Consider the following 22,932-nt stretch of genomic DNA (forward strand, 5'->3'; position numbering starts at 1 on the left):
ATCGACGATGGTCTGTTCACGGTAGGCGCGGAAGTCATCGGACCTGAGCATGGGCTCGAGGTCGGGCAGCTGAGCACCGGTACCGCCGGTTGACTGCATCCGCAAGGTCAGGGTGGTTGGCCGGCCTTCGGCGAGCGGTGTGGACTCGTCGAGCTCCCTGGTCAGCTGCAGCGCCTGCAAGGGGAGCCAAGGTTGGACCGAGCCGACGAGAGGACGCACCTCGAGACGGCTTGGAGCCGCGGCCACCGCGGAGAAGGGCAGGCCACCGGCAAGCGTGCCAGAGATCTTGAACGGGCCGACCTCAAGCAAGCCCTCGCGCAGCGGGGTCACCGCCAGCAGGTAGCTGTTGACGATCTGGCGTCCCCGGCCGCTGCTGCGGACGCTGGTGGTGGGTCCGGAGACCTCCTCGAGCAGAACCGCATCGAAGCCCGCCAGCTCCGGCGAGGCCGTCGCCAGATTGCCGGAGCTGAGCACATCGAGCCGCACCAGCACCGGCTGCTGAACGTAAGGCTGCGTCTCGAGCAGCCTGACCTCGAGCGCTGGTTGGTCGATTGCGCCCGGCCGGTAGGGTTGATAGCCGGGGCTGCTTGGGTAGCCACCGGGCTGCTGCGCAGGATAGGCGGCGCCGGGGTAGTGGCTCGGCGCGCCTGCTCCCGGGTACCCCGTTGGCCGTTGTTGCCAGGCGCCTGTCTGCGGATAGCCTGGCGCTGCTGGCTGCTGGCCTGAGGCGGCTGATGAGGGTGGGACGCCACGGGCGTTGGTCGGTGGCCTGGGCCTAAAGGCCCATGGGCTCTCTGGTTGTTGCGGATAGCCTTGTTGCGCAAGTCGCGGCTGATTCCAGGGCAGAGGCTGCGGCTTCAGGCCGTCTGCAGCGGTTGCGCTGCCTAGCGCCAAGATGAGCATGCTGAGGCCGAGCAGCGCTACCATGGACGAGCCTCCCGCAGTTGCCCACCGCTTTCGCGCAGGCGCCTGGCTTCCTCAAGCCGGAATTGGTTGCGCATCAAGCGTGTGGGATCGCCTTCCACCTGCTGCAGCCGTTGCTCGATCATCGCGGTTCCGGAGCCGAGAGCAACCTCGCCATCGAGCGAGGGTTGATCGCTGATGCCCTGTTCTGGGTCCAGCGCCTGCCAGGGCAAGGCACCCTGCTGATCGAAACGATCGACCGATTCCGCAGCCTGATCAGCGGCGCTCAGATCAGGCTCGGCGCTGGCCCGATCGGCGTTGCCGCTTTCCGCCTTGTCGCTAGCCTCTGGCCGATCAGTAGCCCCGCTTGAGCGATGCTCGCGGTGCTGCTGATGCTGATTCTGCTCAAGATCCTGATCCTGATCCTGATCCTGATCCTGATCCTGATCCTGACCGGAACCGCGATCCCTTTGGTCGGGTCCTGGGTCGCTTGGTTCATCATCGCCCGCAGAATGATCGTCGCGGTCTTCATCCACAGGGACGGGGTCATTGGCTGAGGCTTGATCCTCCTCTAGAGACTCGCGACTGCCTTGGTGATCTTGATGCCTGTCATCCCTTTGCTCGCTCGCCTGCTCATCGCTTTGGGGGTCATCGCTGCCTGACTCTCCAGTCTCGCGCTGGGTATCCTGCTGATTGCCCTGCTGCTGAGTCTGCTCGCCGTCCTGAGCATCCTCTTGCTGTTGCTGCTGATCATCGCTGCGCTGGCCGCTCTGCTGTTCATCGGACGCTTGATCATCCGATGCAGCATCGGATGACTGATCCTCAGCATCAACTTGCTGTTCGCCGCCACCGGGTGCTTGGCCCTGCTGCTCTCCTTGCTGGTCCCCCTGCTGCTGCTCGCCCTGCTCTTGCTCAGCCTGCTGTTGCTCAGCCTGCTGTTGCTCGCCCTGGTCTTGAGGGTCTCCTTGTTGCGGTTCCTCTCCGTCCTGTGCTTCAGACTGCTCTTGCCCCTCATCCTGTTCGGATGCCTGTTGCTTGGACTCATCCGTCGCCTGTTCCTGATCGGCGCCCTGATCGCTCGCGTCTTGGGTCTCGTCGCTGTCTGTGGTCTGTTCGCTGTCTTCTTGGTCGTCGTCCGGCTCAGGCTGCTGCTCCTCGGCGAAGGCCTCTTGCTGAAGACGGGCTAATCGCGCACGGGCGAGGGCCAGGTTGTTGAGGGCATCGTCGTGCCGCGGCGCGACGCTCAGCACCTGCTCATAGGCATGAATGGCACCGGCAAAATCGCCTTGCGCAAAACGGGCGTTGCCAAGGTTGTACTCGGCCTCGAGACGCACCGTGTCACGCTGCGGCTCGGCGAATGCCGCCTCCGCCTCGGCAAAGCGTTCCGCGCGATAGAGCGCCACTCCGCGCCGAAAGGGGTCGCTGAAGCTGGCTGCCGCTGCCGCATAGCGGCCATTTTCATAGTCTGTCACCGCCGCTTGCTCGCTGTTCTTGAACCAAGCGGCCTGAGCCAGGGTTGGGATCAGCATGGCGGCCATGATCGGGGGGAGCAGGCCGAGCCTGCGGTCTAAGGCGGTCACGTCGGCCTCCCGCTGTCTTGACTGCCGCCTGCGCTGCGCTGGCTGCTCATGGGCTTGGGTCCGAGCCAATTGCGAAAACGCGGCAGCAAGAGCAGCAGGAGCAGAGCGACCGGAATGTAGAAGCGTTCATGCCAGACCCGGGTCCGGTCATTACTGATCTTGGCTGGGAGCCGATTCTGCGAGGCCACCTCGAGGATGGCCTGGGAATCGGCGTCTCGATAGTCGGCCAGCTGATAGAGACCGCCGCCGGCATTGGCCAGCATCTGCAGTTGGTCCGCGTCGAGCCGGGTCTGCACAGGCTTCCCATCCGGGGCCAGCAAGGGACCGCGTTCGCCAGGAACATCGGCACCTTCGGTTGTCCCAATACCGAGTACATGCAGTGGCATACCGCGCTGGGCCAGCGCGCTGACGCGGTCAGCGAGCCCTGGCTCGTCGAAGTCGCCGTCTGAGATCAGCAGCATCGACTTGGCGCTGTCTTCCGGCAAGGCCTCCAGCAGTTGTTCAGCCCGGTCGAGCGCGCCATGCAGTCTGCTGCCAGACAGTTGGGTCAGCCCGGTCGACAAGGCCGGGAGGGCCAACAGCAGTGTGCGGCTGTCCTCAGTCACCGGCGAGATCACGTGCGGCACCGAGGCGAAGGCGATCAGGCCGAGGCGCAGCTCGCGATTCTGCAGTATCAGGTCTTGGATCTCTTGACGCGCCCGCCCGAGACGGCTCGGGGCCGTATCGGTGGCATCCATGGAGCCTGAGATATCCAGCAGGATCAGCAGATTGTTGCCTGGATGAAAGAGCCGAACCGAGCTGTAGTCCCAGCGTGGGCCAGCCATGGCGGTGAGCAACAGCAGCCAGAGTAGGGACCAGCTGAAGAACTGGCCCCAGCGCTCGCTGCGCTTCAGCTCGCGGACCCCGGACAGATGCGGCAATAGGTGCGCGTCGGCGTAGCGGTGGATCGGGCCGCGCGCGGCCTTAGCCGCACTACGCCAGAGCCAGAGCGCCACGAACGGCAAGGCCAGTAGCCCCAAGAACCATTGCGGCTGACTCAAGTGGAAGCTGGTGTCAGGCATTGCTTGCCCTCCGCAGACCACGCCGCCGACCCTCCGGGAAGAGACCGAGCAGGAGCAACGCGAGCAGTGCGACCCCAAGCGGCCAGCGATAGAGCGGTTCGGGCAGGAACACCCTGCGGGTCTCGGACTCGGTCTTTTCGAGTTCGCCAACACGCTCGGAGATCTCCTCGAGCGCAAGCCTGTTGGTGGCGCGGAAATAGGCACCGCCAGTGATATCGGCGATCTGCTGCAAGGTCTCCTCGTCCATGGTCAGGTCGTCCCAGTATTCGATCTTGCCTTGGTGTAGGATCGGGATGCGCGCCTGCTTGCTGCCGACCCCGATGACGTAGATGCGAATCCCGGCGAGGCGGGCGAGGCCGGCTGCCTCAAGTGGCTGGAAACTGCCCGCGGTGTTATCACCATCGGCGATCAGGAGCATGACGCGCGAGCCCTCCGGACGCTGACGCAGCTTCTTGACGCCGAGCGCAATGGCATCGCCGAGCGCGGTGCTGCCACCAGCGATGCCTGGAACGACCCCGTCGAGCAACTGACGGACGGCATAGCGATCGATAGTCAGTGGCGAGAGCACAAAGGCCTCGGTGCCGAAGATGATCAGCCCGATCCGGTCGCCAGCACGCTCGTCGATGAAACGCCCCATCACGCCCTTGACCACCTGCATCCGGTTCAGCTGCTGGCCACGATCGCTGAAGTCGAGGGCGTCCATCGAATGGGAGGCATCCACGGCCAACATGAGGTCATAGCCGGGGGTGCTGACCTCGGTGTGCGGCACCAGCCATTGCGGGCGCATCAAGGCGAGCACCAAGGCGACCCAGAGCAGGTAGAGCAGCAGGCGGCTGAGGCCACTGGCGAAGTCAGGGCCGGGGCGCCGCACCTGATAGGCGCTCTCGAGCGCCTCAAGCTGGGGGTGGAGCAGCGTGATGCGTTGGCTTTCGACCTGCGGCTGAGCCGCTGCAGCGCTGTCCGTATTGCGCGGCCAGAGCCTGGCGAGCAGCCAAGGCAGCAGGAAGGGGAGCGGCAGCAGCAGGCCAAACCAGGGCCAGGCGAATGCAAAGGCGTTCATCAGGCCGTCTCTGCAGGCGGTTTGCGCCGGTGACATGCCGTGGCGAGCCTCTGATACGCCTTGGTGAGCTTGCCAAAAGCGCCGCCCGGTTGGCTGATTGGGCGCTCGCCGGACTGGCCTTGCCTGGCCTCATTTTGGCGCTTGGGTTGCTTGCGCGGAGCCGTAATCCAGCGCTCGGTGGCGGCAATCAGCTGCTCTAGCTGTCGTTCTAGTCTCCTGGCTGACCCTGATCCGAGGAGATCCGGCGCGTAGGGTGCGTGGATCAGGAGCTGGCCTTGTTGACGCCAGTCGAAGCCATCCGGGTCTTGCTCGCAGAGCCAGTCGAGCCAGGCCTGGCCATGGAGGCCGGCACAGGTACTGCGTCCATGACGTGCCATGGCGATGCGCTTGAGCAGCTCGGACAGCTCGGCAAGGCGTGTCTTCAAGGCTGCATCGCGCGGCGCGCGGCGCAGGCGGTGCAGTTGGCGACGAGCGTCCCAGCGCCAATCGCCGATCTGGAGCAATGGGATCGCAGGCAAGATCGGCCGCGCTCGACGGTAATGCCAGATCAGCGCCACGATACCGGCAACCAGCGCAAGCAATAGCCACCAGCCCGGTGCCAGCGGCCACCAAGGGTTGCCGAGGGCGTCGTGGATGTCGCGCAGTGGTTGCAGATCCAATGATGGCAGATCAGGATTCAATCGCGTTGCTCCTGTTCGATGGCTGTATGGTGACGAGCCATGCCCCTTAGACTGCGCGCGAGCGTGCTCGCTGCTCCAGGCTGCTGATCAGGCTGGTATGGATATCCTGCTCGGTGTGGATCGGCATCAGGATGATATTCAAACGGTTGGCCAAGGCGGATAAGGTTCGGCGGCGGCGCTGCCAGGCCTCGCGGTAGGCGGCTCGGGCTTGATGGTCATCGGTATCGATCTCGATCAGGCGACCATCGGTGCCGCGGAAGCTAACCTTGCCCATCGCGGGGATCTCTTGGTCCGCCGGGTCATCAACCGGGATCAACACCACCGAGCTGCGCTGCCGGAGATTACCAAGTACTGATTCGAGGTTGCGTGCCTCGCGGTTAAGGTCGGCGATGACGAAGATCAACGATCCCGTTGGCAGACCACGGGAGGCGCGCTTCAGCGCCCCGGCGAGGCAGTCGATCGAGGCGCTTGCGGTCGATCCGGGCAGGGTCAAGGTGCGCAGCAGTTGCCAGAGCGCGCGCCGGCCGCGCGCTGGTCGGAAGTGGTGCAGACCTTGCTGAGGATCGCCAAACGCCATGCCGCCCACCCGGTCTTGCAGCCGGCTCGCGGCCCAGCCGATCAGTGCCGCAGCCCGCGCCGCCTGCACGCCCTTGAAGGTGCCACGGGTACCAAAGGCCATGTGCGGGCCGCGATCGACGCAGAGCACCACGCTGCGCTCGCGCTCCTCACGAAAGACCTTGAGATGCGGCTCATTGATGCGCGCGGTGACCTTCCAGTCCATATAGCGGATGTCGTCGCCCTCGCGGTATTCGCGCACCTCCTCGAAGTTGACCCCGGCGCCACGGAACACCGAGGCATAGAGTCCGGCAAAGGTCGAGTTGACCAGATGATGCGAGGAGACGCCAAGGGTGTGGGCCTGGTGTCTGAGCTCGAGCAGGTCGTCGAGGCGAGGATAGAGACTCACGTGCTGATGCCGCCTGCCATCAAGGGATGGCGACCAGGTTCAGCAGTCGGTTGATGAATTCATCGGTGGTGATGCCTTCGGCCTCGGCCTCGAAGGTGAGCAGCAGGCGATGGCGCAACACCTCGGGGGCGATCAACTGGATATGGTGCGGGGCGACGAAGTCATCGCCATCGAGCCAGGCGCGGGCGCGGGCGCAACGGGCCAAGGCGATGCTGGCGCGGGGTGACCCGCCGAAGCGGCACCAGCGCGCGAGGGCATCGTCATAGAGCTTCGGCTGGCGCGTGGCCTGCACCAGATCGACGATATAGCTGAGCAGTTTTGGGTCGAGATAGATCGCCGAGGCCGCACGCCGCATGGCGAACAGTTCTTGTTGGCTGAGTCGCTTGGGCGGAATCACCTCGCTGCGCTGCTGTTCATTGGCGTCGAGCTCGAGGATCAGCAGTTCCTCGTCGCGGGTTGGATAGGTGACCACCGCCTGCATCAGAAAGCGGTCGAGCTGCGCCTCGGGCAGGTGATAGGTGCCTTCTTGCTCGACCGGATTCTGGGTCGCCAGGACCATGAACAGCGCTGGCAGCGGATAGGTGCGCTGGCCGACGGTGATTTGTTGCTCGGCCATCGCTTCGAGCAGCGCGGACTGCACCTTGGCCGGCGCGCGGTTGACCTCATCGGCGAGCAAGACATTGTGGAACAGCGGTCCCTCGCGGAACTCGAACTCGCCCTTCTCGTGGCGGTAGATGTCGGTGCCGATCAGGTCCGAGGGCAGCAGGTCTGGCGTGAACTGGATGCGATGAAAATCGCCTTCGATGGCATCGGCGAGGGCCTTCACCGCCGTCGTCTTGGCCAAGCCAGGCATGCCTTCGACCAACAGATGGCCGTCGCTGAGCAGGCAGACCAGCATGCTGTCGACGAAGCGCTGCTGGCCGATGATGCGCGAGGCGATGTGGTCGCGAACGGGTTTGAGCGCGTCTGGTGTCATACCGGTCTTGGAGACTTCCTGCAGTGGCGGCGAGGCGGATAGAGCCAGGTTGGCCCGCGACGCTTGCCGGATGTGTCTCAGGCTTCGCCGCGCAGCGCCCGCTATCCTGAGCGGTTTGAACGGGTCGCGCAAGCCTGCGACGACCTGCTCAGCGGCTGCTCGGCCGGAATGGGGATGCCTTTGCTGTCGGTGAATGGGCGGAAAGCAGTTGACAATTCGGCTGTTTGCGCGTTCGACCCTCTCAGTTGTGCACAGGGTTCGTCCGGGCTGTCTGCCTCCTGCTCGGGGAGTCTCAGCCTGCCAGGTGCCTCGGCTTGCATCTTTGAAAAACAATAGGTTACGGACTTGGTCAAAAATGTACCAATCTGTCTCTGGGCAGAGAAGGCGGGTGCTTGACGGGCTTGCACCTATCTTTCCCACAGAGTTATCCACAGGATTGTTGAAGAAACGCTAAGTGCTTGATCTGCGCTCCGCTCAATGGACCAGCCGCATCGGCTTGACCGCGGTCGCGGCTCGTTGCTCGGCGATTGGAAGCCAATCGGAAGCAAAGAGACTGGCAAGGATTGCGCTGCCTCCTTGCGTTGCTGGTTGCATTTTGTGGTAAATGAATGGGCACTTTGATGAACGAAGGAGAGACTTCTGATGGCAAAAACACGCTACTCGTTCTTGCAGCGGTTGCTGCACTGGTTGATCGCCCTGTTGATCTTCGGGCTGTTGGCGATGGGCTTTACCTTCTGGGGCCTTGGCTACGAAGGCGTCAACGCGCTGTTCGGGGACGAGCTCACCAATACCTTCTACATGGCTCACAAGAGCTTTGGCATCCTGCTGTTCTTCCTGGTGGTGTTGCGCTTGCTGCTGTTCCGGTTCTCGCCGGTGCCGGAGTATCAGACACCGCTCACTGGCCCTGAACGCGTCATCAGTACCACGACCCATCTGTTGATGTATCTGCTGCTGATCGGCATCCCGGTTGGCGGCTGGCTCGCGACCGCGACCAGCGGTTTTCCGATCCAGTTCTTTGGCTGGTCGCAGCCTGGTCTTGACCCGGCCAACAAGGAGCTCGGCGGCCTGTTATTCCTGATGCACGGCATCGGCGGCGCGGTGCTGCTGGCGGTCCTCTTGCTGCATATCGCTGCTGGCCTCAAGCATTGGAAGCTGAAAGACGGGATCATGCAACGCATCAGTCTGCCCTGAACATTGGACGCTGTCGCCTGAAAGGGTAACAATCAGGCTCCCGGCCGTGGTGATGTACCCGGCGCAACAGTAGTGAGGTTGACGACGGCGCCCATGGAGATCGATTGGTCTGACTACGACTGCGATGGCTTTTACGATGAGCTTCTCGCAGAACGCGGCGAGCCGCGCCCCGAGGTCGAGGCATTAGCCGCTGATATCGAGGCGCTCGGCGGTGACGAGCTGATGGCGCGCCAGTTGGCCGCCGAGGTCTCGATCAAGGAGATGGGGATCACCTTCACGGTGTATTCAGAGGAGGGCGGGGCGATTGATCGCGCCTGGCCCTTTGATGTGATTCCGCGGGTGATCCCGGAGCGGGAGTGGCGCCAAGTTGAGCTTGGGCTGAAGCAGCGCGTCCAGGCGCTGAACCTGTTCATCGACGACCTCTATCATGATCAGCGTATCGTCAAAGATAAGGTCTTTCCGAAGGAGGTATTGGCGAAATCGGTCAATTTTCGCCCGCAATGCGTCGGTATCGACCCACCCTTGGGTATCTGGGCGCACATCTGTGGCTCCGACCTGGTGCGCGATGCTGATGGCACGCTCTATGTGTTGGAGGACAATCTTCGGGTGCCTTCGGGCGTCTCTTACATGCTCGAGAATCGGCTGGTGACCAAGCGGGTCTTCCCCGAGCTGTTCGATCACTATGCGCCATTGCCGGTGGATGATTACCCATCGCAGCTGTTCGATACCCTGGCCTCACTCTCGCCGCGCCCGGCCGAGTACCCGGAGGTCGTGGTATTGACGCCCGGTATCTATAACTCGGCCTACTTCGAGCATGCCTACTTGGCGCAGCAGATGGGCGCGGAATTGGTCGAGGGACGCGATCTGTTCGTTGATGATGACGATTGCTGCTATATGCGTACGGTCGATGGTCCAGCGCGGGTGGATGTGATCTACCGCCGCGTCGACGATCTCTTTCTGGACCCGGAGGCCTTTCGCGAGGACTCGGCGCTTGGCGTTGCCGGACTGATGCGGGCCTGGAAGGCGGGCAATGTCGCGATGGCCAACGCCCCCGGCGCTGGCGTTGCCGACGATAAGGTCGTCTACGCCTTCGTCCCCGAGATCATCAAGTATTACCTGGACCAAGAGCCGATCGTGCCCAATGTGCCGACCTATCGCTGCATGGAGCCGGATGCGCTGCAGTATGTGCTCGAGCACATGGCGGAGCTGGTGGTGAAGCCAGCCAACGAATCGGGCGGTTACGGCATGTTGGTCGGGCCGGCCTCGACCCAGGCCGAGCGCGACCGGATGGCGGCGGCGATCAAGAAAGATCCACGAAACTATATCGCTCAGCCCACCCTGAAGCTGTCCACGGTGCCGACGGTGATCAAGGATCGTTTGGAGCCGCGCCACGTCGATCTGCGCCCCTTTATCCTGTCTGCGGATCGCCAACAGGTGACCATGGGCGGACTGACCCGCGTTGCGCTGCGCAAGGGCTCGTTAGTGGTCAACTCTTCGCAAGGTGGCGGCAGCAAGGATACCTGGATCTTGCCAGAGGACGCTGCCACCGAGACCTACGAGCAGGCCCAGGGCGAGGCCGGTCAGCGGCAATCGCAAACCTCCGGCGGTTGATCCAGAGCCCCGTGTTCGTTCCTGAGTTCTAGAGTATCCCTCGTTAGCAAGACCCACATTCGCCATGCTCTCCCGCGTCGCCGAGAATCTTTACTGGCTCGCTCGCTATGTCGAGCGCGCCGAGAATACCGCCCGCATTGTCAATGTCAACGCCAACCTACTGCTCGACTTGCCGAAGGGCATCGCGCCCGGTTGGAAGCCGCTGGTCGACATCACCGGTGCACACGAGCTGTTCGAGGAGCATTACAAAGACTACGGTGAGCGTCAGGTGATGCGTTTCCTGCTCGGGGATGAGCGCCACCCAGGCTCGATTCTCTCGGCCCTCGAGGCGGCGCGCGAGAATTGCCGCACCATCCGCGACTTCGTACCGCGCGAGGCCTGGGAGCAAATCAATGGCCTGACCCTCTATGCGCGCGAGGGATTGCAGAAAGGACTGACCAAGAACGGTCGCCATCCTTACCTGCGTGGCCTGATCACCCATAGCCAACTGATTAATGGCCTGCTGGATGGCACCATGCTGCACGATCAGGGCTACGAGTTCTTGAGCTTGGGCCGCTATATCGAGCGTGCGGATATGACCACGCGAATCGCCGATGTGCATTCGGCCGCCCTGCTACCGGATGCCGACGAGGTGCGCCCCTATGACAACATTCAGTGGGTCAGCGTACTGAAATCCCTCACCGCCTATCAGATGTATCGCCGTAGCACACAGATCCGGGTCCAACGCGGGCCGGTGCTCGGCTTTATCTTCAAGAGCCCCAGATTTCCCCGCTCGCTGCGCTGGTGCATCGACCACAGCCGTACCTGTCTTGAGCGTCTACCACGCAACGAGGCCTGTCTGCGTGTCAATGGGCGCCTGTCGCGCGCGCTGGATGCGGCCGAGCCGGAGCGCTTTAGCCAAAAGGATCTGCATGAGTTCGTCGATGAGCTTCAGTTGGGTATCGGTGACCTCCACGAAGAGATCGCGCAGACTTGGTTTCCGCCGCTCGTCTCAGCGGGTGCGGCCTGAAGACAGGCTGCTGGCATCGGTGATTGCGCGCCGCAATTGCCGTGGCGCCGCCGCTGTGGCAGCCTACTTGGTCGACTGATCACCACGAGAGGCAAAAGTTCATGCGCGTCATCCTGCTTGGCGGGCCGGGTGCTGGAAAAGGCACTCAGGCGGGCTTCATCAAAAAACAGTTCAACATTCCGCAGATCTCCACTGGCGACATGCTGCGCTCCCACGTTAATGCGGGCACCGAGCTTGGGCTGGCGGCGAAGAAGATCATGGACGAGGGAGGTCTGGTCTCTGATGAGATCATCATGGGCATGGTTAAGGAGCGGATCAGCGAGCCAGACTGCGAGAACGGGTTCCTGTTCGATGGTTTCCCGCGAACCTTGGCCCAGGCCGATGCCTTGAAGGAGGTGGGGGTGCGGATCGACGCTGTGGTCGAGATCGATGTTCCGGACGAGGAGATCGTCAAACGCATGGCCGGACGCCGCGTGCACCCGGCCTCGGGGCGGACCTATCACATCGAATATCACCCGCCCAAGGAAGAAGGCAAGGACGACGAGACGGGCGAGGCACTGGTGCAACGCGATGATGACAAGGAGGAGACCGTGCGCGCACGGCTCAAGGTTTATCACGACCAGACCGAGCCTCTGATCGCCTATTACTCAGCTTGGGCCGAGAAGGGCGGTGAGGGCGCGCCAAGCTACCTACGCGTGGCTGGCGTGGGTGGCGTCGATGCGATCAGGGACAAGATCATTGCTGGGTTGGAAGCGCACGCCGGCTAGGCAGGCTCAGAACCACAGATGGACATCGATACAGACACATCTGTGGTTCTCCTTCATCCGGCTGCGCATGTTCAGGCGGGCTTGCGGAAGTGCATAATGCCCCAGCTCAGGTAGCCATTGCGCCCGCCCTCGACCCAGTGGCCGAGTCCGGTCAGCATGCGCTCCACGTAGTCATCCGAGACCTTGCCTTTGAGGGTATCGCGCTGCTCGCGTAGGGTGTCGGCAACCCGTCCGTAGTGGGTGATGAGGTTCTCCGTGAGATCAACCACCTCAACTTCTTCCCAGCCGAGCCGCTTCGCCTGGGCGCGATAGAAGGCGAAGGAGCCGAGGCTCGTCAGATGGATGCGGTCAAAGATCGGCTGTAGCACCCCTTCGGGGCAGTCGTCGGCCTGCATCGGGTCGGTGAAGATCAACTCGCCGCCGGGCTTCAAGACCCGATCGACCTCATCCATGACCTTGTCGCGATGGCCTGAGTGGAGGATGGCATCCTGTGACCAGGCGACGTCGAAGCTGGCATCCGGGGCTGGAATCTCCTCGAAGCTCGCATCGACGACCTCGATCAAATGGTCGAGACCTGCCGCCTGATTCATCTGCCGATCACGCTGGTTCTCGGCCTCGCTGAGATTCAGCGCTAGAACCTGGCAGCCGAAACGCTTAGAGAGGTGGCGCGCGGCGCCGCCATAGCCAGCACCGAGGTCGATGACACGCGCGTCTGGCTCTGACAGTGGCGTGGCGATGCGATCGGCGATGCGCTCGACAGTCCTTGCCGAGGCGGTTGCAATGGGCTCGTCGGCGCTCTCATAGAGTCCGATGTGGATGTCTTCACCGCCCCAGACGTGGAAATAGAAATTGTCCGCATCCTCGCTGTTGTAGTAACCGCGGGCGGTCTCGACGGCCTCTGAATACTGTTGACTCATCCGTTGCCTCCAAGATAGGCCTTCTCGGCGAGATGGATGAAGAAATCCGGCTCGGCCTCGCGATAGGTCTCTTGGAAGTCGCCGTAGGTATCGACCCGCTGGAAGCCCACTTCTCGCATCAGCCGTTGCACATAGGTCTTGCGCAGCGGGTACATGTTCAGGTGGAAGCTGGAGCCGTCGCCGAAGCTGTATTTGAAGCGTGCGAGTGACTCATCGACGTGCTCGGGCTCAGCGCGCACGCTGTCGCCGCAGTAGTAATAGTTGTGCGTCGGCTTCACCTGATGGTCGAGCAGGGCATCATAGTTGCGCTGATCCAAGATCAGCACGCCGTCGTGGCGCAGGGTGGCATAGAATTCCGCCAAGGCCTTGCGCCGATCGAGCTCTTCGTGCAGGTGGGTGAAGGAGTTGCCGAGGCAGATCACCGCGTCGTAGAGGTCGTGAACGCTCTGATTCAGCCAGCGCCAGTCGGCATGAATGGTCCGCAGGATGTGGCCTCGGCGGCGCGCATTCTCGAACGCCTTGGCCAGCATCACGGGGCTGCCGTCGGCACTGGTGACCTCAAATCCGGCCTCGAGGAGCTGAACCGAGTGGAAACCGGTGCCGGTGGCGACGTCGAGGACCTTTTTGGCACCGCGCTCGCGCAGTTGCTCGATAAAGAATTGGCCTTCGGCGTTGGCGCGACCGTCCCAGTCGATCAGCTCGTCCCACTTGTCAACGAAGGTCTCGATGTATTCTTCTTGGTATTTTTCGCTGTCGCGGACGGCGAGCGGATCATCACCGTAATCTTGTCGAGTCATTTGTTGTTGCATGGTCTGGCTCCCGAATGATGGGCTGCGCGACACGCGGAACTGACGCACGCGCTTGCAAGGCACGGCGTGGCATCGAGATCGGGTCGCGAGCAGAGGCTGCCGTCCTGTACTGCGTTAGGGCAGCCCGAAAGAACGGCGAAGAGGGTCTGATGATACATTGTGCCCGAAGCTTTTGGAACGCCAGTGATGGGATTTTTGGCCTAGATGCTGGTTGCTCGATGCGTTAAACAACTGATATGAAATTGTTTCTTAGTGCTCATCAGCACATTGAGTGCCCTTGAGATTTATTTTGTGAGCGAATGTTGGCGGATTGATGACGATGACGACCCTGGAGAGTCGCTGTGATGACGTGTTGGTTGCCTTGCGGCGAGTTATCCGGGCCGTTGGGCTCCATTCCAGGCAGTTGGAGCGCAGTCACGGGCTGACTGCGCCACAGGCCTTGGTGTTGAAGGCCATCATCAGTCTGGATGAAGCGCCGGTAGGCGCGGTGGCGAAGCGTGTCAGCCTGAGCCAGGCGACGGTGACGGATATCCTGAACCGGCTGGAGAGCCGAGAGCTGGTGGTGCGCGAGCGAAGCCAAGAAGATCGGCGTCGGGTCATGGTGCGTGCTACCGAGAAGGCGGTCACCATTATGGCGCGCTCGCCGCCGTTGCTGCAGGAGGCCTTTGTGCAGCGTTTCCAGGCGCTTGAAGAGTGGGAGCAGAGTCTGCTGATCTCCTCACTGCAGCGCATCACCACCCTGATGGGGGTCGAGCAGCTGGATGCATCGCCCGTGCTGACAGCCGGACCGGTTGCGGCCGATGACGAGTCCGCGATCACCGAGATCAGCGATGCCAATGCTGCTGCTGTGATGACGCCAGAGCTTGGCCCTCCTGGGGTTTGACGCTGGTGAACCGCGTCAATGCACCTTGCGCGCCGACTTCGGCTAGTATGCCGCTCGCGGTCGCCTTCGCCGCGCCAACCTTTTGCACACAGCGAGCCCGTGAAGACCGCTAGCATCGCTTACCGCGTCGCCGATTTCCTGCGCCGCCATCCACCCTTCCAGTATCTCGACGAGTCCGAGCTGCTCGAGCTGGTCGAAGGCGGCCGCGTCCTCTTTCATGAAGACGGCGAGCTGGTGTTCGAGCGCGGTCAGAAGCGCCGGCCCTATGTCTATGTGATCCAGCAGGGGGTCGTGCGCTTGGTCGACCACGATGAGAGCGGCGCCAAGGAGATTCTGCGGGATGTTCGCGGTGAGGGTGATCTACTGGGCGTTGGTCGCTATCTCGGTATCTCCGAGCATACCTACACCGCGCGGACTGAGACCGAAGTCATCCTCTATGCGTTACCCGCCACGCTGCTTTGGGAGCAGATCAAGCGGCATCCGCGCGCCAGTCATTACCTGGCTGCCTATTTCACGGTGGCGATCGCGCCGCCGGGACTCGAGGGCGATACCGCGCGCTCCGATGAGCTCCGCATGGGTCGCCGACCGGTGGATTGGATGGCGAAACGGGTCGAAACATTGCCGCCAGCGGTCACCTGTGGGCTCGAGACTCCGGTGCGTGCCGTGGCCGCGAGCTTGGCTGATCAACCGCCCGGTGCGGCGGCGGTGGTCCTGGATGCGCAGGGCGTGCCACGGGGGCTGATCTCAACACGCGCGCTCAGCGACCGGGTCGCGAGCGGTGAACTGCCGCTCGACGCCCCGGCGATGCAGCTGATGGCACCGGTCATGGATACGCTGAGGCTTGGCTTGCCCGCTGGGGCCTATCTGACCCGGATGCTCGAACTCCAGGCCGAGCATCTGGTGCTGACCGAGGATGGCTCGCATCAGGGCCAGGTGTGCTCGGTGCTGGCGCGGCGTGATCTGACGCGGATCGAAGCCGCGGCGCCGCTCGCCATCGTTGAGGATATGTCGCGTGCGGGTGGCATCTATGAGCTGTCTCGCCTCTTGGCTCAGGGACAGGCCTTCCTGGCCAGCGGTCTCACCGATGCCGAGGCCTTGCGCTGGTTAGCGCCGATGGCGACCGCGCTCTATGCCGCCGTGCTGCGTCGGGTGGTGGTCCTGGTGGAAGGTGCCTTGCTTACCGAAGGCCATGCGATACCGGATCTTAAGCACTGCTGGGTGTTCTTCGGCTCGGCCGGCCGCGGCGAGCTGACAACCCTCTACGACCTCGACCACGGACTGATCTACGACGAGCCCGAGCCCGACCAGCGACGCATCGCACGCAGCTATTTCCTCGAGCTTGGGCGTCGGGTCAGCTCGGCCTTGGCCGCCTGCGGTTTTGTCAGTACCGCAAAAGGCATTGTCTCCGGCCATCCCAGTGCCTGCCGCTCCATCAACGAGTGGGAGATCGGCTTCAGCCATTGGATTCATGAGCCGATTGAGAGCTGTGTCTACCGTGCGACCTCGTTTTTCGATCTGCGCCCGGTGCATGGCGACTGTACCCTGGTGACCCGTTTGCAGCAGCACATCCACAGCGAAAAGGATCAAACCACCGGCTTCGTGCCCCTGCTGGTGGCGGATTCCATGGCCAATCTACCGCCGCTGACCTTCTTTCGCGGCTTGGTGATTGATGACGATGGGCGTTACACGGAAACCCTAGACCTGCAACGCGCTGCCTTGCAGCCCGTGGCTGATCTGGCGCGGGCGTTGGCGCTTGATGCCGGCATCGATCATCCCGTCGGCACGCTCGAACGTCTACAGGCGCTGACGCCTGATGATGCGGATGCGGCAGCACTGATCAATGAGACGATCGCTGCCTTCCGCAATGCGCTGTTCTATCGCACACGCGCAGGGTTCTGCGGGCATTGTGATGGCAGTCAGGTCGAGCCGACCACCTTGACGCGGCTCGAGCAAAATCTGCTCAAGGCCGGCTTTCGGACCGTGCTTCAGCTGATGGAGTACATGGGCAAGCGTTACGGCGCGGAGCGACGCCGATGAGGGGGCTTGAGAGGCCTGAAAAGGCAGCCCTCGAGCCCCTGCTTGCCGACTACCGTGCTGCCTTCAAGCAGAGCTGGAGCGATGATGATGGGCTGAAGCAAGTGCGCTTCTGCGTGCTCGACTGCGAGACCACCGGGCTTGATCCAAAGCGTCACCGGATCGTCAGCATCGGTGCGATTGGGGTGACTGAGGGGGAGCTTGATCTCGGTGATCGGCTCGAGGTGCTGCTGCGGGTGCGCTTCAATACGGCGGCGACCTTGGTGCACGGGATCACGCGCAGCGAGACGCAGCATGCACTGGACGAATCGGAAGCGCTCTCGGCGCTGTTGCGCTATCTCAGCGATGGGGTCATCGTTGGTCACCATATTGGCCATGATCTGGCGATGATCGATGCTGCACTGGCGCGCCATGCCGATGATCGGCTGCGGAATCGTCATTTGGACACCGGCCAGCTGATGCTGGCCTTGCTGGACGATGGTGCCTTTGGCCCGGAGCCAGGTCTTGAGGATCTCTCACTGGATGGGCTCTGCCGTTTCTTTGGGGTCGTGCCGCACGGTCGCCACACGGCGCCTGGCGACGCCTTCCTGACGGCGCTGGTGTTTCTGCGACTGCTTCGCGTTGCCGAACGCTCTGGCCGCAATACCCTGGCGGCGCTTTTGCATCAGCCGACACCCTCGACACCCCAGGCTTAATTCCCCGGCGGAAGGCGATCCGCGACCCATTGCGGTCGTCTAACCATCCACCTGTTGTCAAGGTCAGGCGTCACCAGGGCGTGGTGTTCAACCCGCTAGGGGCTCAATGTTTGCTGGTGCAGGTACTCGACCGAGGCGACCATGTATTCAACCGCTACCTCGATCTGTCGGTCGGTCAGGCGATCATTGCCGCCGCGTGGTGGCATCTTGTACTGGCCATCCTCGCCCTTGATGCCATGCATAGGACCGTTGAAGAGGGTCTGCAGGCCTTTGGCGATGCGTGGCTCCCAGTTCGCATAATCAGTCACGGCTGGCGCGCTGGCAGCACCTAGTAGATGGCAGGCACGGCAGGTACCCATCCAGACCGAGCGCCCCTCGGCCAGCACCGGATCGGCGAAGCGGGGCATCTCAAAGCCGGCCGCTGGCTCTGATGATCCGGGGCCACAGCCTTGAGTGACGGCGGCGGTGATGAAGGTGAGACCGGTCAAGGTCAATCGCAGCGGGCTCAAAATCGTCATTCTGTCCTGGCCTTTTTGGCAATTCAGCGGTCGCGCAGGCCCGCGCATGCGCGGCTGACGGCAGGCGGGGCAGTTGATCTGTGGCGGCTAGGATGCCACAACAGGAGAGAGCCCTGTGGACGGTGCTCACTGGCCGTCGTCCATCCAGCCCCTAGGCCGCTCAGTGAGCAAGCGGTTTCGGGCGAAACTGCCTGACTGGAGACCCCGATGTTGACCTTCCTGTTTTGTCGTCTGCCTGAGGGCCGCGCGCTAGGGGCCGTTTTCTTCGCTCTGGTCATCGCGATCTGTCTTGCGGGTTGTGGTCCTGAGCTTGGCGCCGAGACCAAGACCACCAGTGCGTCGGAGACCCCCAGTGAGTCAGTCGCTGAAGCCGCCGATGATTCGCCGCTGGAGCATGCGGCGAAACACCTCGATCCGAAATACGTCTGCCCGATGCATCCGCAGATCATCCGTGACGAGGAGGGCACTTGCCCGATCTGCGGCATGAATCTGGTCAAAAAGCTGATGGACCCGATGACCGGCAAGTATCCAGAGGTGGCCTTGACGCCGGCGGTCGTGCAGACGCTTGGGGTGCGCACTGCAGCGGTCGAGCGTGGCACGCTCTGGAAGTACATCGAGACGTTGGGGCGCGTTGCCTACGATGAGACGCGGCTGGCGCATGTGCATCCGCGGGCTCAGGGCTGGATCGAGTCGCTGAGCCTGCGCGCCGAGGGTGAGCCGGTGCGGGCGGGGCAGGAACTCGCCGAGCTTTATGCACCGGCGATTCTGAACGCGCAGGTGGATTTTCTGCTGGCGCAGGATCGCAATGCCGCTGATCGGCGCCGGGTCAGTGCGGATAAGGCGCGCAATATCTTGCGGCTGCTCGATGTGCCGGATGATGTGATCACGGCGATCGAACGCAGTGGCGAGGCGCGCAATCGGGTGCCGATCCGGGCGCCAATCGATGGCATCGTCACGCAGATGATGGCTCGTGATGGGATGTATGTGACCGAGTCGAGCGAGATGTTCACCATTGCCGATCTGAGTCAGGTCTGGGTGATGGTCGACATCTACGAGTCTCAGATCGATTGGCTGGCTGAGGGGCTGTCGGCTGAGATGCGGGTGCCGGCGCGGCCGGGGCGGACTTGGGAGGGCGAGGTCGATTATCTCTATCCAGAGCTAGATCCGGTATCGCGAACGCTGCGGGTGCGGCTGGTGTTCGAGAACCCGGATCTAGCGTTGAAGCCGAATATGTTTGCCAATGTTGTGATCTATGGTGGGCCGAAGCGCGAGGTGCTGAAGATTCCGGCTGAGGCGCTGATTGTGACCGGCGAGCGCGAGGCGGTGGTGACAGTGCTTGGGGATGGGCGGTTCCAGCCGGTGGATGTGGTCACTGGGATGCAGCGGGCTGGGGAGGTCGAGATTCTGTCCGGGTTGGAGGAGGGTGATGAGATCGTCCTATCTGGGCAGTTCTTGATCGATTCGGAGTCGAATCTGCAGGCGAGCTTTCGGCGGATGTCCGAGGGTGGTGGATCGGGTGCGTCTGAGGATGGCGGTGCTGATGGCGGGATGGCCGCGGGAGGGTCGCATGCTCACCATTGATGCTGTCGAGGCGGTTGCTGTTTCTGGATGCTCTGGTTTTCTTTTTGCGCTGGTGTTGCCGTCAATGCCGGGGGAGCAGGGCCTTGAGCGTGGCGGTCTGGGCGACCGGGTAGCGCCCGGCGGGGGACGCCGTGAATCCGTCCTTGGAGGCTTGAGCGCAGCATCCTTGCTGCGCACACCCCCGCCGGGCGCTACCCGGCCGCCCCTTGTGGGCGTTGGTGCTGGCTTTGCATCGGGCGGCGTTGTGCTTGATGGTGGCAGTGGCATTCGACGGGATGGGTCATTTCCGACTCATGGGGCTGTGCTATGAAGTCCGTCATCCTGTGGTCGATTCAGAATCGTTTTCTGGTGCTGCTGGCAGCGGTGATACTGACCGGTTGGGGCTTCCTGGCGGTGAAGCAGACGCCTTTGGATGCGATCCCAGACCTGTCCGATGTGCAGGTGATCATTAAGACCAGCTTCCCGGGGCAGGCGCCGCGGGTAGTCGAGGAGCAGGTGACCTATCCAATCACGACGACGATGCTGTCGGTGCCAGGCGCGAAGGTCGTGCGCGGCTTCAGCTTCTTTGGTGATTCGTTCGTCTATGTGATCTTCGAGGACGGCACTGATCTGTATTGGGCGCGGGCGCGGGTGCTGGAGTATCTGAATCAGGCTGCGGCCGCCTTGCCGGATGGCGTGCAGCCGCGCATTGGGCCGGATGCGACTGGGGTGGGCTGGGTCTATAGCTATGCGCTGGTGGATCGCACCGGGCAGCATGATCTGGCGGAGCTGACTAGTCTGCAGAACTGGTTCTTGAAGTTCGAATTGCAGTCGGTGCCGGGTGTCTCGGAGGTGGCGACGGTCGGCGGCATGGTGCGGCAGTACCAGATCGTCGTCGATCCGGAGAAACTGCGCGCCTATGGCATCCCGCTGCAGCGGGTGATGGACGCGGTGCAGAACGCCAATCGCGAGGTCGGCGGCTCGGTGCTGGAGCTGGCCGAGGCGGAGTACATGGTGCGCACGCGCGGCTATCTGACCTCGCTTGAGGATATCGAGCTGATCGCGGTGCATAGCACGCCGGAGGGTACGCCAGTGCTGCTGCGCGATATCGCGCGGGTGCAGATCGGCCCGGAGATGCGTCGGGTGGTGGCGGATCTGGACGGCGAGGGCGAGATCACGGGCGGCATCATCGTGATGCGCTCGGGCGAGAATGCGTTGGCGACCATTGAGGCGGTGAAGGCACGGCTCGATGAGCTGAGCGCGGGGCTGCCCGAGGGGGTCGAGATCGTCGAGACCTATGATCGCTCAGAGCTGATTCTGGGTGCGGTCGACAATCTGCAGACCAAACTCATCGAGGAGTTTATCGTCGTTGCGCTGGTCTGCGTGGCCTTCTTGCTGCATTTGCGCTCATCGTTGGTGGTGATCATCAGTCTGCCGCTCGGCATCCTGGTGGCGTTCATCATCATGCAGCTGCAGGGTATCAACGCCAACATCATGTCGCTCGGCGGCATCGCGATCGCGATCGGGGCGATGGTGGATGCGGCGATCGTGATGATCGAGAACGCGCACAAGCATCTGGAGCGCTACGAGGCGGAGCATGGCGAACGCCCGCGTGGTGAGCAACATTGGCAGGTGATCGGCGAGGCGGCGGGCAAGGTCGGCCCGGCGCTGTTCTTCTCGTTGCTGATCATTACGCTGAGCTTCCTGCCGGTGTTTACGCTGCAGGCGCAGGAGGGGCGCTTGTTTGCGCCGCTGGCCTTTACCAAGACCTATGCGATGGCGGCGGCGGCCGGGTTGGCGGTGACCCTGGTGCCGGTGCTGATGGGTTATCTGGTGCGCGGACGCATCCCGAACGAGATGCGCAATCCGCTCAACCGTTTGCTCATTTGGCTCTATCGGCCGTTGCTGCGGGCGGTGCTGCGCTGGCCCTACACGACCCTGCTGGCGGCCTTGCTGGTGCTGGTCAGCACCCTGATCCCGCTGTCGCGGCTTGGCTCTGAGTTCATGCCAGATCTCTACGAAGGTGATCTGATGTACATGCCGACGACGCTGCCCGGGCTCTCGATCGGTAAGGCGCAGGAGTTGTTGCAGCAGACCGATCGGCTGATCGCAACACTGCCCGAGGTCGAGCGGGTATTCGGCAAGATCGGGCGCGCCGACACCGCGACCGATCCGGCACCCTTGACCATGATCGAGACGCTGATTCAGCTCAAACCGGAGTCCGAGTGGCGCGAGGGGATGACGGTCGACAAGCTGATCGAGGAGCTGGATGCGACCGTCGATCTGCCGGGCCTGACCAACGCCTGGGTGATGCCGATCAAGACCCGCATCGATATGCTCGCGACCGGCATCAAGACGCCGGTTGGGGTCAAGATCGCCGGGCCGGATCTGTCCGAGATCGAGCGCATCGGGCAAGCGGTGGAGCGCGCGGTGCTGCAGGTGGAAGGCACGGCTTCGGCGTTCTCGGAGCGGGTCGCCGGCGGCCGCTATGTCGAGATCCGGCCTGATCGATTGGCGGCAGCGCGGGTTGGACTCAATGTCAGCGACATCAATCGTGTCGTCGCGGCGGCCATCGGCGGGGTGAACCTGACCCAAACCGTCGAGGGTCTCGAGCGCTACCCTGTCAATCTGCGCTTCCCTCGCGAGCAGCGCGACAGCGTGCAGGAATTGCGCGAACTGCCGATCGTCACCCCAACCGGCGCCCAGATTCCGCTGGCGCAGGTGGCCGAGGTCGTCATCACCGACGGCGCGCCGATGCTCAAGAGCGAGAACGGGCGACTGAACGGCTGGACCTTCGTCGATATTCGCGGGCGCGATCTCGGCAGTTGGATCGAGGAGGCCAAGCAGGTGGTGGCCGAGGATGTCGCGCTGCCGCCCGGCTATTCGCTGGCCTGGTCCGGTCAGTACGAATACATGGAGCGGGCGCGGGAGCGGCTGAATCAGGTGGTACCGGTGACCCTGGCGATCATCTTCCTGCTGCTCTATCTGGCCTTCCGCAGCGGCGGCGAGGCGTTATTGGTCATGTTGTCGCTGCCGTTCTCATTGGTCGGCGGCTTCTGGTTGATCTATCTGCTCGACTACAACCTCTCGGTGGCGGTCGCGGTCGGTTTCATCGCCCTGGCCGGCGTTGCTGCTGAGTTCGGTGTGGTGATGCTGGTGTATCTCGACAATGCGCTGAAGCAATGGCGCAAGGAGGGCCGGCTGACGAGCGTTGATGAGCTCAAAGGCGCGATCGAGGAGGGCGCTGTGCTGCGCATCCGGCCCAAGGCGATGACGGTGGCGACCATCTTCGCTGGGCTGTTGCCCATCATGCTGATCGGCGGCATCGGCTCCGAGGTCATGCGCCGTATTGCAGCGCCGATGGTCGGCGGCATGATCACCGCGCCGCTGCTGAGCCTGTTCGTGATCCCGGCGATCTATCTGTTGTGGCGGCAGCGGGGGTTGCGTAAGGGCTAGATGCAGCGCGCAACAGCCGGATCAAATCCGGCGTAAAGTTCGCCCCCCATCAAGCCAGCGCTTGGCGCAACTGCCCGAGATGACTCCACGCTGTTGGCGCCCAGTCTGCGGATCGCCGAACGCAGCGCGGGTAAACGCCTAATTCCCTCGACGACCGGACTGTTGCCGATGGGTGTAACCTGGCGTCGGATCGGCCCCTGGGTATGCGCATAATGTATATTATGTAAAGTCGAACATGTGTCACATCTGCTGTAAAGA

The 22,932-nt window shown here is 62.8% G+C and carries 18 protein-coding genes and 1 pseudogene; 9 read left to right on the forward strand and 10 right to left on the reverse strand.

Annotation, left to right across the window (positions count from 1 at the left end; genetic code table 11):
* The 7 genes and pseudogenes from VBE63_RS16665 to VBE63_RS16695 form a co-directional block, all read right to left on the reverse strand.
* A pseudogene (locus VBE63_RS16665) lies at nucleotides 1-927 on the reverse strand (hypothetical protein); the annotation flags it as partial.
* Nucleotides 921-2,483 carry a tetratricopeptide repeat protein gene (locus VBE63_RS16670; protein WP_323684155.1) on the reverse strand — a complete coding sequence of 521 codons (1,563 nt, stop codon included), beginning with the start codon at nucleotides 2,481-2,483 and terminating at the stop codon, nucleotides 921-923. The pseudogene VBE63_RS16665 and the gene VBE63_RS16670, both read right to left, overlap by 7 nt.
* A complete protein-coding gene (locus VBE63_RS16675; RefSeq protein WP_323684156.1) occupies nucleotides 2,480-3,544 on the reverse strand; it encodes a vWA domain-containing protein in 1,065 nt (354 codons plus the stop codon). The genes VBE63_RS16670 and VBE63_RS16675 overlap by 4 nt, the downstream gene beginning before the upstream one ends.
* Nucleotides 3,537-4,604, reverse strand: coding sequence for a VWA domain-containing protein (locus tag VBE63_RS16680; RefSeq protein ID WP_323684157.1), 1,068 nt, complete (start codon nucleotides 4,602-4,604; stop codon nucleotides 3,537-3,539). Before VBE63_RS16680 ends, VBE63_RS16675 begins: the two co-directional genes overlap by 8 nt.
* A complete protein-coding gene (locus VBE63_RS16685) occupies nucleotides 4,604-5,284 on the reverse strand; it encodes a DUF4381 domain-containing protein (protein WP_323684158.1) in 681 nt (226 codons plus the stop codon). The genes VBE63_RS16680 and VBE63_RS16685 overlap by 1 nt, the downstream gene beginning before the upstream one ends.
* A 46-nt stretch (nucleotides 5,285-5,330) precedes the next feature.
* A complete protein-coding gene (locus tag VBE63_RS16690; protein ID WP_323684159.1) occupies nucleotides 5,331-6,248 on the reverse strand; it encodes a DUF58 domain-containing protein in 918 nt (305 codons plus the stop codon).
* Nucleotides 6,249-6,267: 19 nt separating this feature from the next.
* The gene (locus tag VBE63_RS16695; protein WP_323684160.1) at nucleotides 6,268-7,224 is read right to left on the reverse strand and encodes an AAA family ATPase; all 957 of its coding nucleotides are present in this window, start codon (nucleotides 7,222-7,224) and stop codon (nucleotides 6,268-6,270) included.
* 642 nt (nucleotides 7,225-7,866) lie between these two features.
* Here VBE63_RS16695 and VBE63_RS16700 point away from each other — a divergent pair.
* From VBE63_RS16700 to adk, 4 genes are all read left to right on the forward strand, one after another.
* Entirely contained in the window at nucleotides 7,867-8,415 is a 549-nt protein-coding gene (locus tag VBE63_RS16700; RefSeq protein WP_323684161.1) for a cytochrome b, read from the forward strand.
* A 93-nt stretch (nucleotides 8,416-8,508) separates the two neighbouring features.
* Complete coding sequence (locus VBE63_RS16705; RefSeq protein ID WP_323684162.1) at nucleotides 8,509-10,026, forward strand: circularly permuted type 2 ATP-grasp protein; 1,518 nt, start codon at nucleotides 8,509-8,511, stop codon at nucleotides 10,024-10,026.
* Nucleotides 10,027-10,090: 64 nt separating this feature from the next.
* Nucleotides 10,091-11,035, forward strand: a complete 945-nt coding sequence (locus VBE63_RS16710; RefSeq protein WP_323684163.1) for an alpha-E domain-containing protein — start codon at nucleotides 10,091-10,093, stop codon at nucleotides 11,033-11,035.
* Between the two features lie 101 nt (nucleotides 11,036-11,136).
* On the forward strand, nucleotides 11,137-11,802 hold the full coding sequence (gene adk, locus VBE63_RS16715) for an adenylate kinase (RefSeq protein ID WP_323684164.1): 666 nt from the start codon (nucleotides 11,137-11,139) through the stop codon (nucleotides 11,800-11,802).
* Nucleotides 11,803-11,873: 71 nt separating this feature from the next.
* On the opposite strand, the gene VBE63_RS16720 is transcribed toward adk, so the two are convergent.
* Both VBE63_RS16720 and VBE63_RS16725 read right to left on the reverse strand, forming a co-directional pair.
* On the reverse strand, nucleotides 11,874-12,719 hold the full coding sequence (locus VBE63_RS16720) for an SAM-dependent methyltransferase (protein WP_323684165.1): 846 nt from the start codon (nucleotides 12,717-12,719) through the stop codon (nucleotides 11,874-11,876).
* Entirely contained in the window at nucleotides 12,716-13,528 is an 813-nt protein-coding gene (locus VBE63_RS16725; protein ID WP_323684166.1) for a class I SAM-dependent methyltransferase, read from the reverse strand. Before VBE63_RS16725 ends, VBE63_RS16720 begins: the two co-directional genes overlap by 4 nt.
* A gap of 313 nt (nucleotides 13,529-13,841) precedes the next feature.
* Here VBE63_RS16725 and VBE63_RS16730 point away from each other — a divergent pair, with 313 nt between their 5' ends.
* From VBE63_RS16730 to VBE63_RS16740, 3 genes are all read left to right on the forward strand, one after another.
* Entirely contained in the window at nucleotides 13,842-14,411 is a 570-nt protein-coding gene (locus tag VBE63_RS16730; protein ID WP_323684167.1) for a MarR family winged helix-turn-helix transcriptional regulator, read from the forward strand.
* Between the two features lie 99 nt (nucleotides 14,412-14,510).
* Nucleotides 14,511-16,448, forward strand: coding sequence for a DUF294 nucleotidyltransferase-like domain-containing protein (locus VBE63_RS16735; RefSeq protein WP_323684168.1), 1,938 nt, complete (start codon nucleotides 14,511-14,513; stop codon nucleotides 16,446-16,448).
* Nucleotides 16,445-17,140, forward strand: coding sequence for a 3'-5' exonuclease (locus VBE63_RS16740; protein ID WP_323684169.1), 696 nt, complete (start codon nucleotides 16,445-16,447; stop codon nucleotides 17,138-17,140). The genes VBE63_RS16735 and VBE63_RS16740 overlap by 4 nt, the downstream gene beginning before the upstream one ends.
* Nucleotides 17,141-17,235: 95 nt before the next feature.
* Here the strand turns inward: VBE63_RS16740 and VBE63_RS16745 are convergent, their stop codons facing one another.
* A complete protein-coding gene (locus tag VBE63_RS16745; RefSeq protein WP_323684170.1) occupies nucleotides 17,236-17,634 on the reverse strand; it encodes a c-type cytochrome in 399 nt (132 codons plus the stop codon).
* Nucleotides 17,635-17,865: 231 nt separating this feature from the next.
* Here VBE63_RS16745 and VBE63_RS16750 point away from each other — a divergent pair, with 231 nt between their 5' ends.
* Entirely contained in the window at nucleotides 17,866-19,239 is a 1,374-nt protein-coding gene (locus VBE63_RS16750; protein ID WP_323684171.1) for an efflux RND transporter periplasmic adaptor subunit, read from the forward strand.
* A gap of 306 nt (nucleotides 19,240-19,545) precedes the next feature.
* Entirely contained in the window at nucleotides 19,546-22,674 is a 3,129-nt protein-coding gene (locus VBE63_RS16755; protein WP_323684172.1) for an efflux RND transporter permease subunit, read from the forward strand.
* Nucleotides 22,675-22,932 lie beyond the last annotated feature (258 nt).

Origin of the sequence: Lamprobacter sp. (genome assembly GCF_034860625.1) — a bacterium.
GTDB lineage: Bacteria > Pseudomonadota > Gammaproteobacteria > Chromatiales > Chromatiaceae > Lamprobacter.

Excerpts from the sequence above, each read along its gene's own strand:
- VBE63_RS16675 (WP_323684156.1), bottom strand. The coding sequence starts at position 3,544 with ATGCCTGACACCAGCTTCCACTTGAGTCAGCCGCAATGGTTCTTGGGG.
- VBE63_RS16680 (WP_323684157.1), bottom strand. The coding sequence starts at position 4,604 with ATGAACGCCTTTGCATTCGCCTGGCCCTGGTTTGGCCTGCTGCTGCCG.
- VBE63_RS16695 (WP_323684160.1), bottom strand. The coding sequence starts at position 7,224 with ATGACACCAGACGCGCTCAAACCCGTTCGCGACCACATCGCCTCGCGC.
- VBE63_RS16700 (WP_323684161.1), top strand. The coding sequence starts at position 7,867 with ATGGCAAAAACACGCTACTCGTTCTTGCAGCGGTTGCTGCACTGGTTG.
- VBE63_RS16705 (WP_323684162.1), top strand. The coding sequence starts at position 8,509 with ATGGAGATCGATTGGTCTGACTACGACTGCGATGGCTTTTACGATGAG.
- VBE63_RS16710 (WP_323684163.1), top strand. The coding sequence starts at position 10,091 with ATGCTCTCCCGCGTCGCCGAGAATCTTTACTGGCTCGCTCGCTATGTC.
- adk (WP_323684164.1), top strand. The coding sequence starts at position 11,137 with ATGCGCGTCATCCTGCTTGGCGGGCCGGGTGCTGGAAAAGGCACTCAG.
- VBE63_RS16720 (WP_323684165.1), bottom strand. The coding sequence starts at position 12,719 with ATGAGTCAACAGTATTCAGAGGCCGTCGAGACCGCCCGCGGTTACTAC.
- VBE63_RS16725 (WP_323684166.1), bottom strand. The coding sequence starts at position 13,528 with ATGCAACAACAAATGACTCGACAAGATTACGGTGATGATCCGCTCGCC.
- VBE63_RS16730 (WP_323684167.1), top strand. The coding sequence starts at position 13,842 with ATGACGATGACGACCCTGGAGAGTCGCTGTGATGACGTGTTGGTTGCC.
- VBE63_RS16740 (WP_323684169.1), top strand. The coding sequence starts at position 16,445 with ATGAGGGGGCTTGAGAGGCCTGAAAAGGCAGCCCTCGAGCCCCTGCTT.
- VBE63_RS16750 (WP_323684171.1), top strand. The coding sequence starts at position 17,866 with ATGTTGACCTTCCTGTTTTGTCGTCTGCCTGAGGGCCGCGCGCTAGGG.
- VBE63_RS16755 (WP_323684172.1), top strand. The coding sequence starts at position 19,546 with ATGAAGTCCGTCATCCTGTGGTCGATTCAGAATCGTTTTCTGGTGCTG.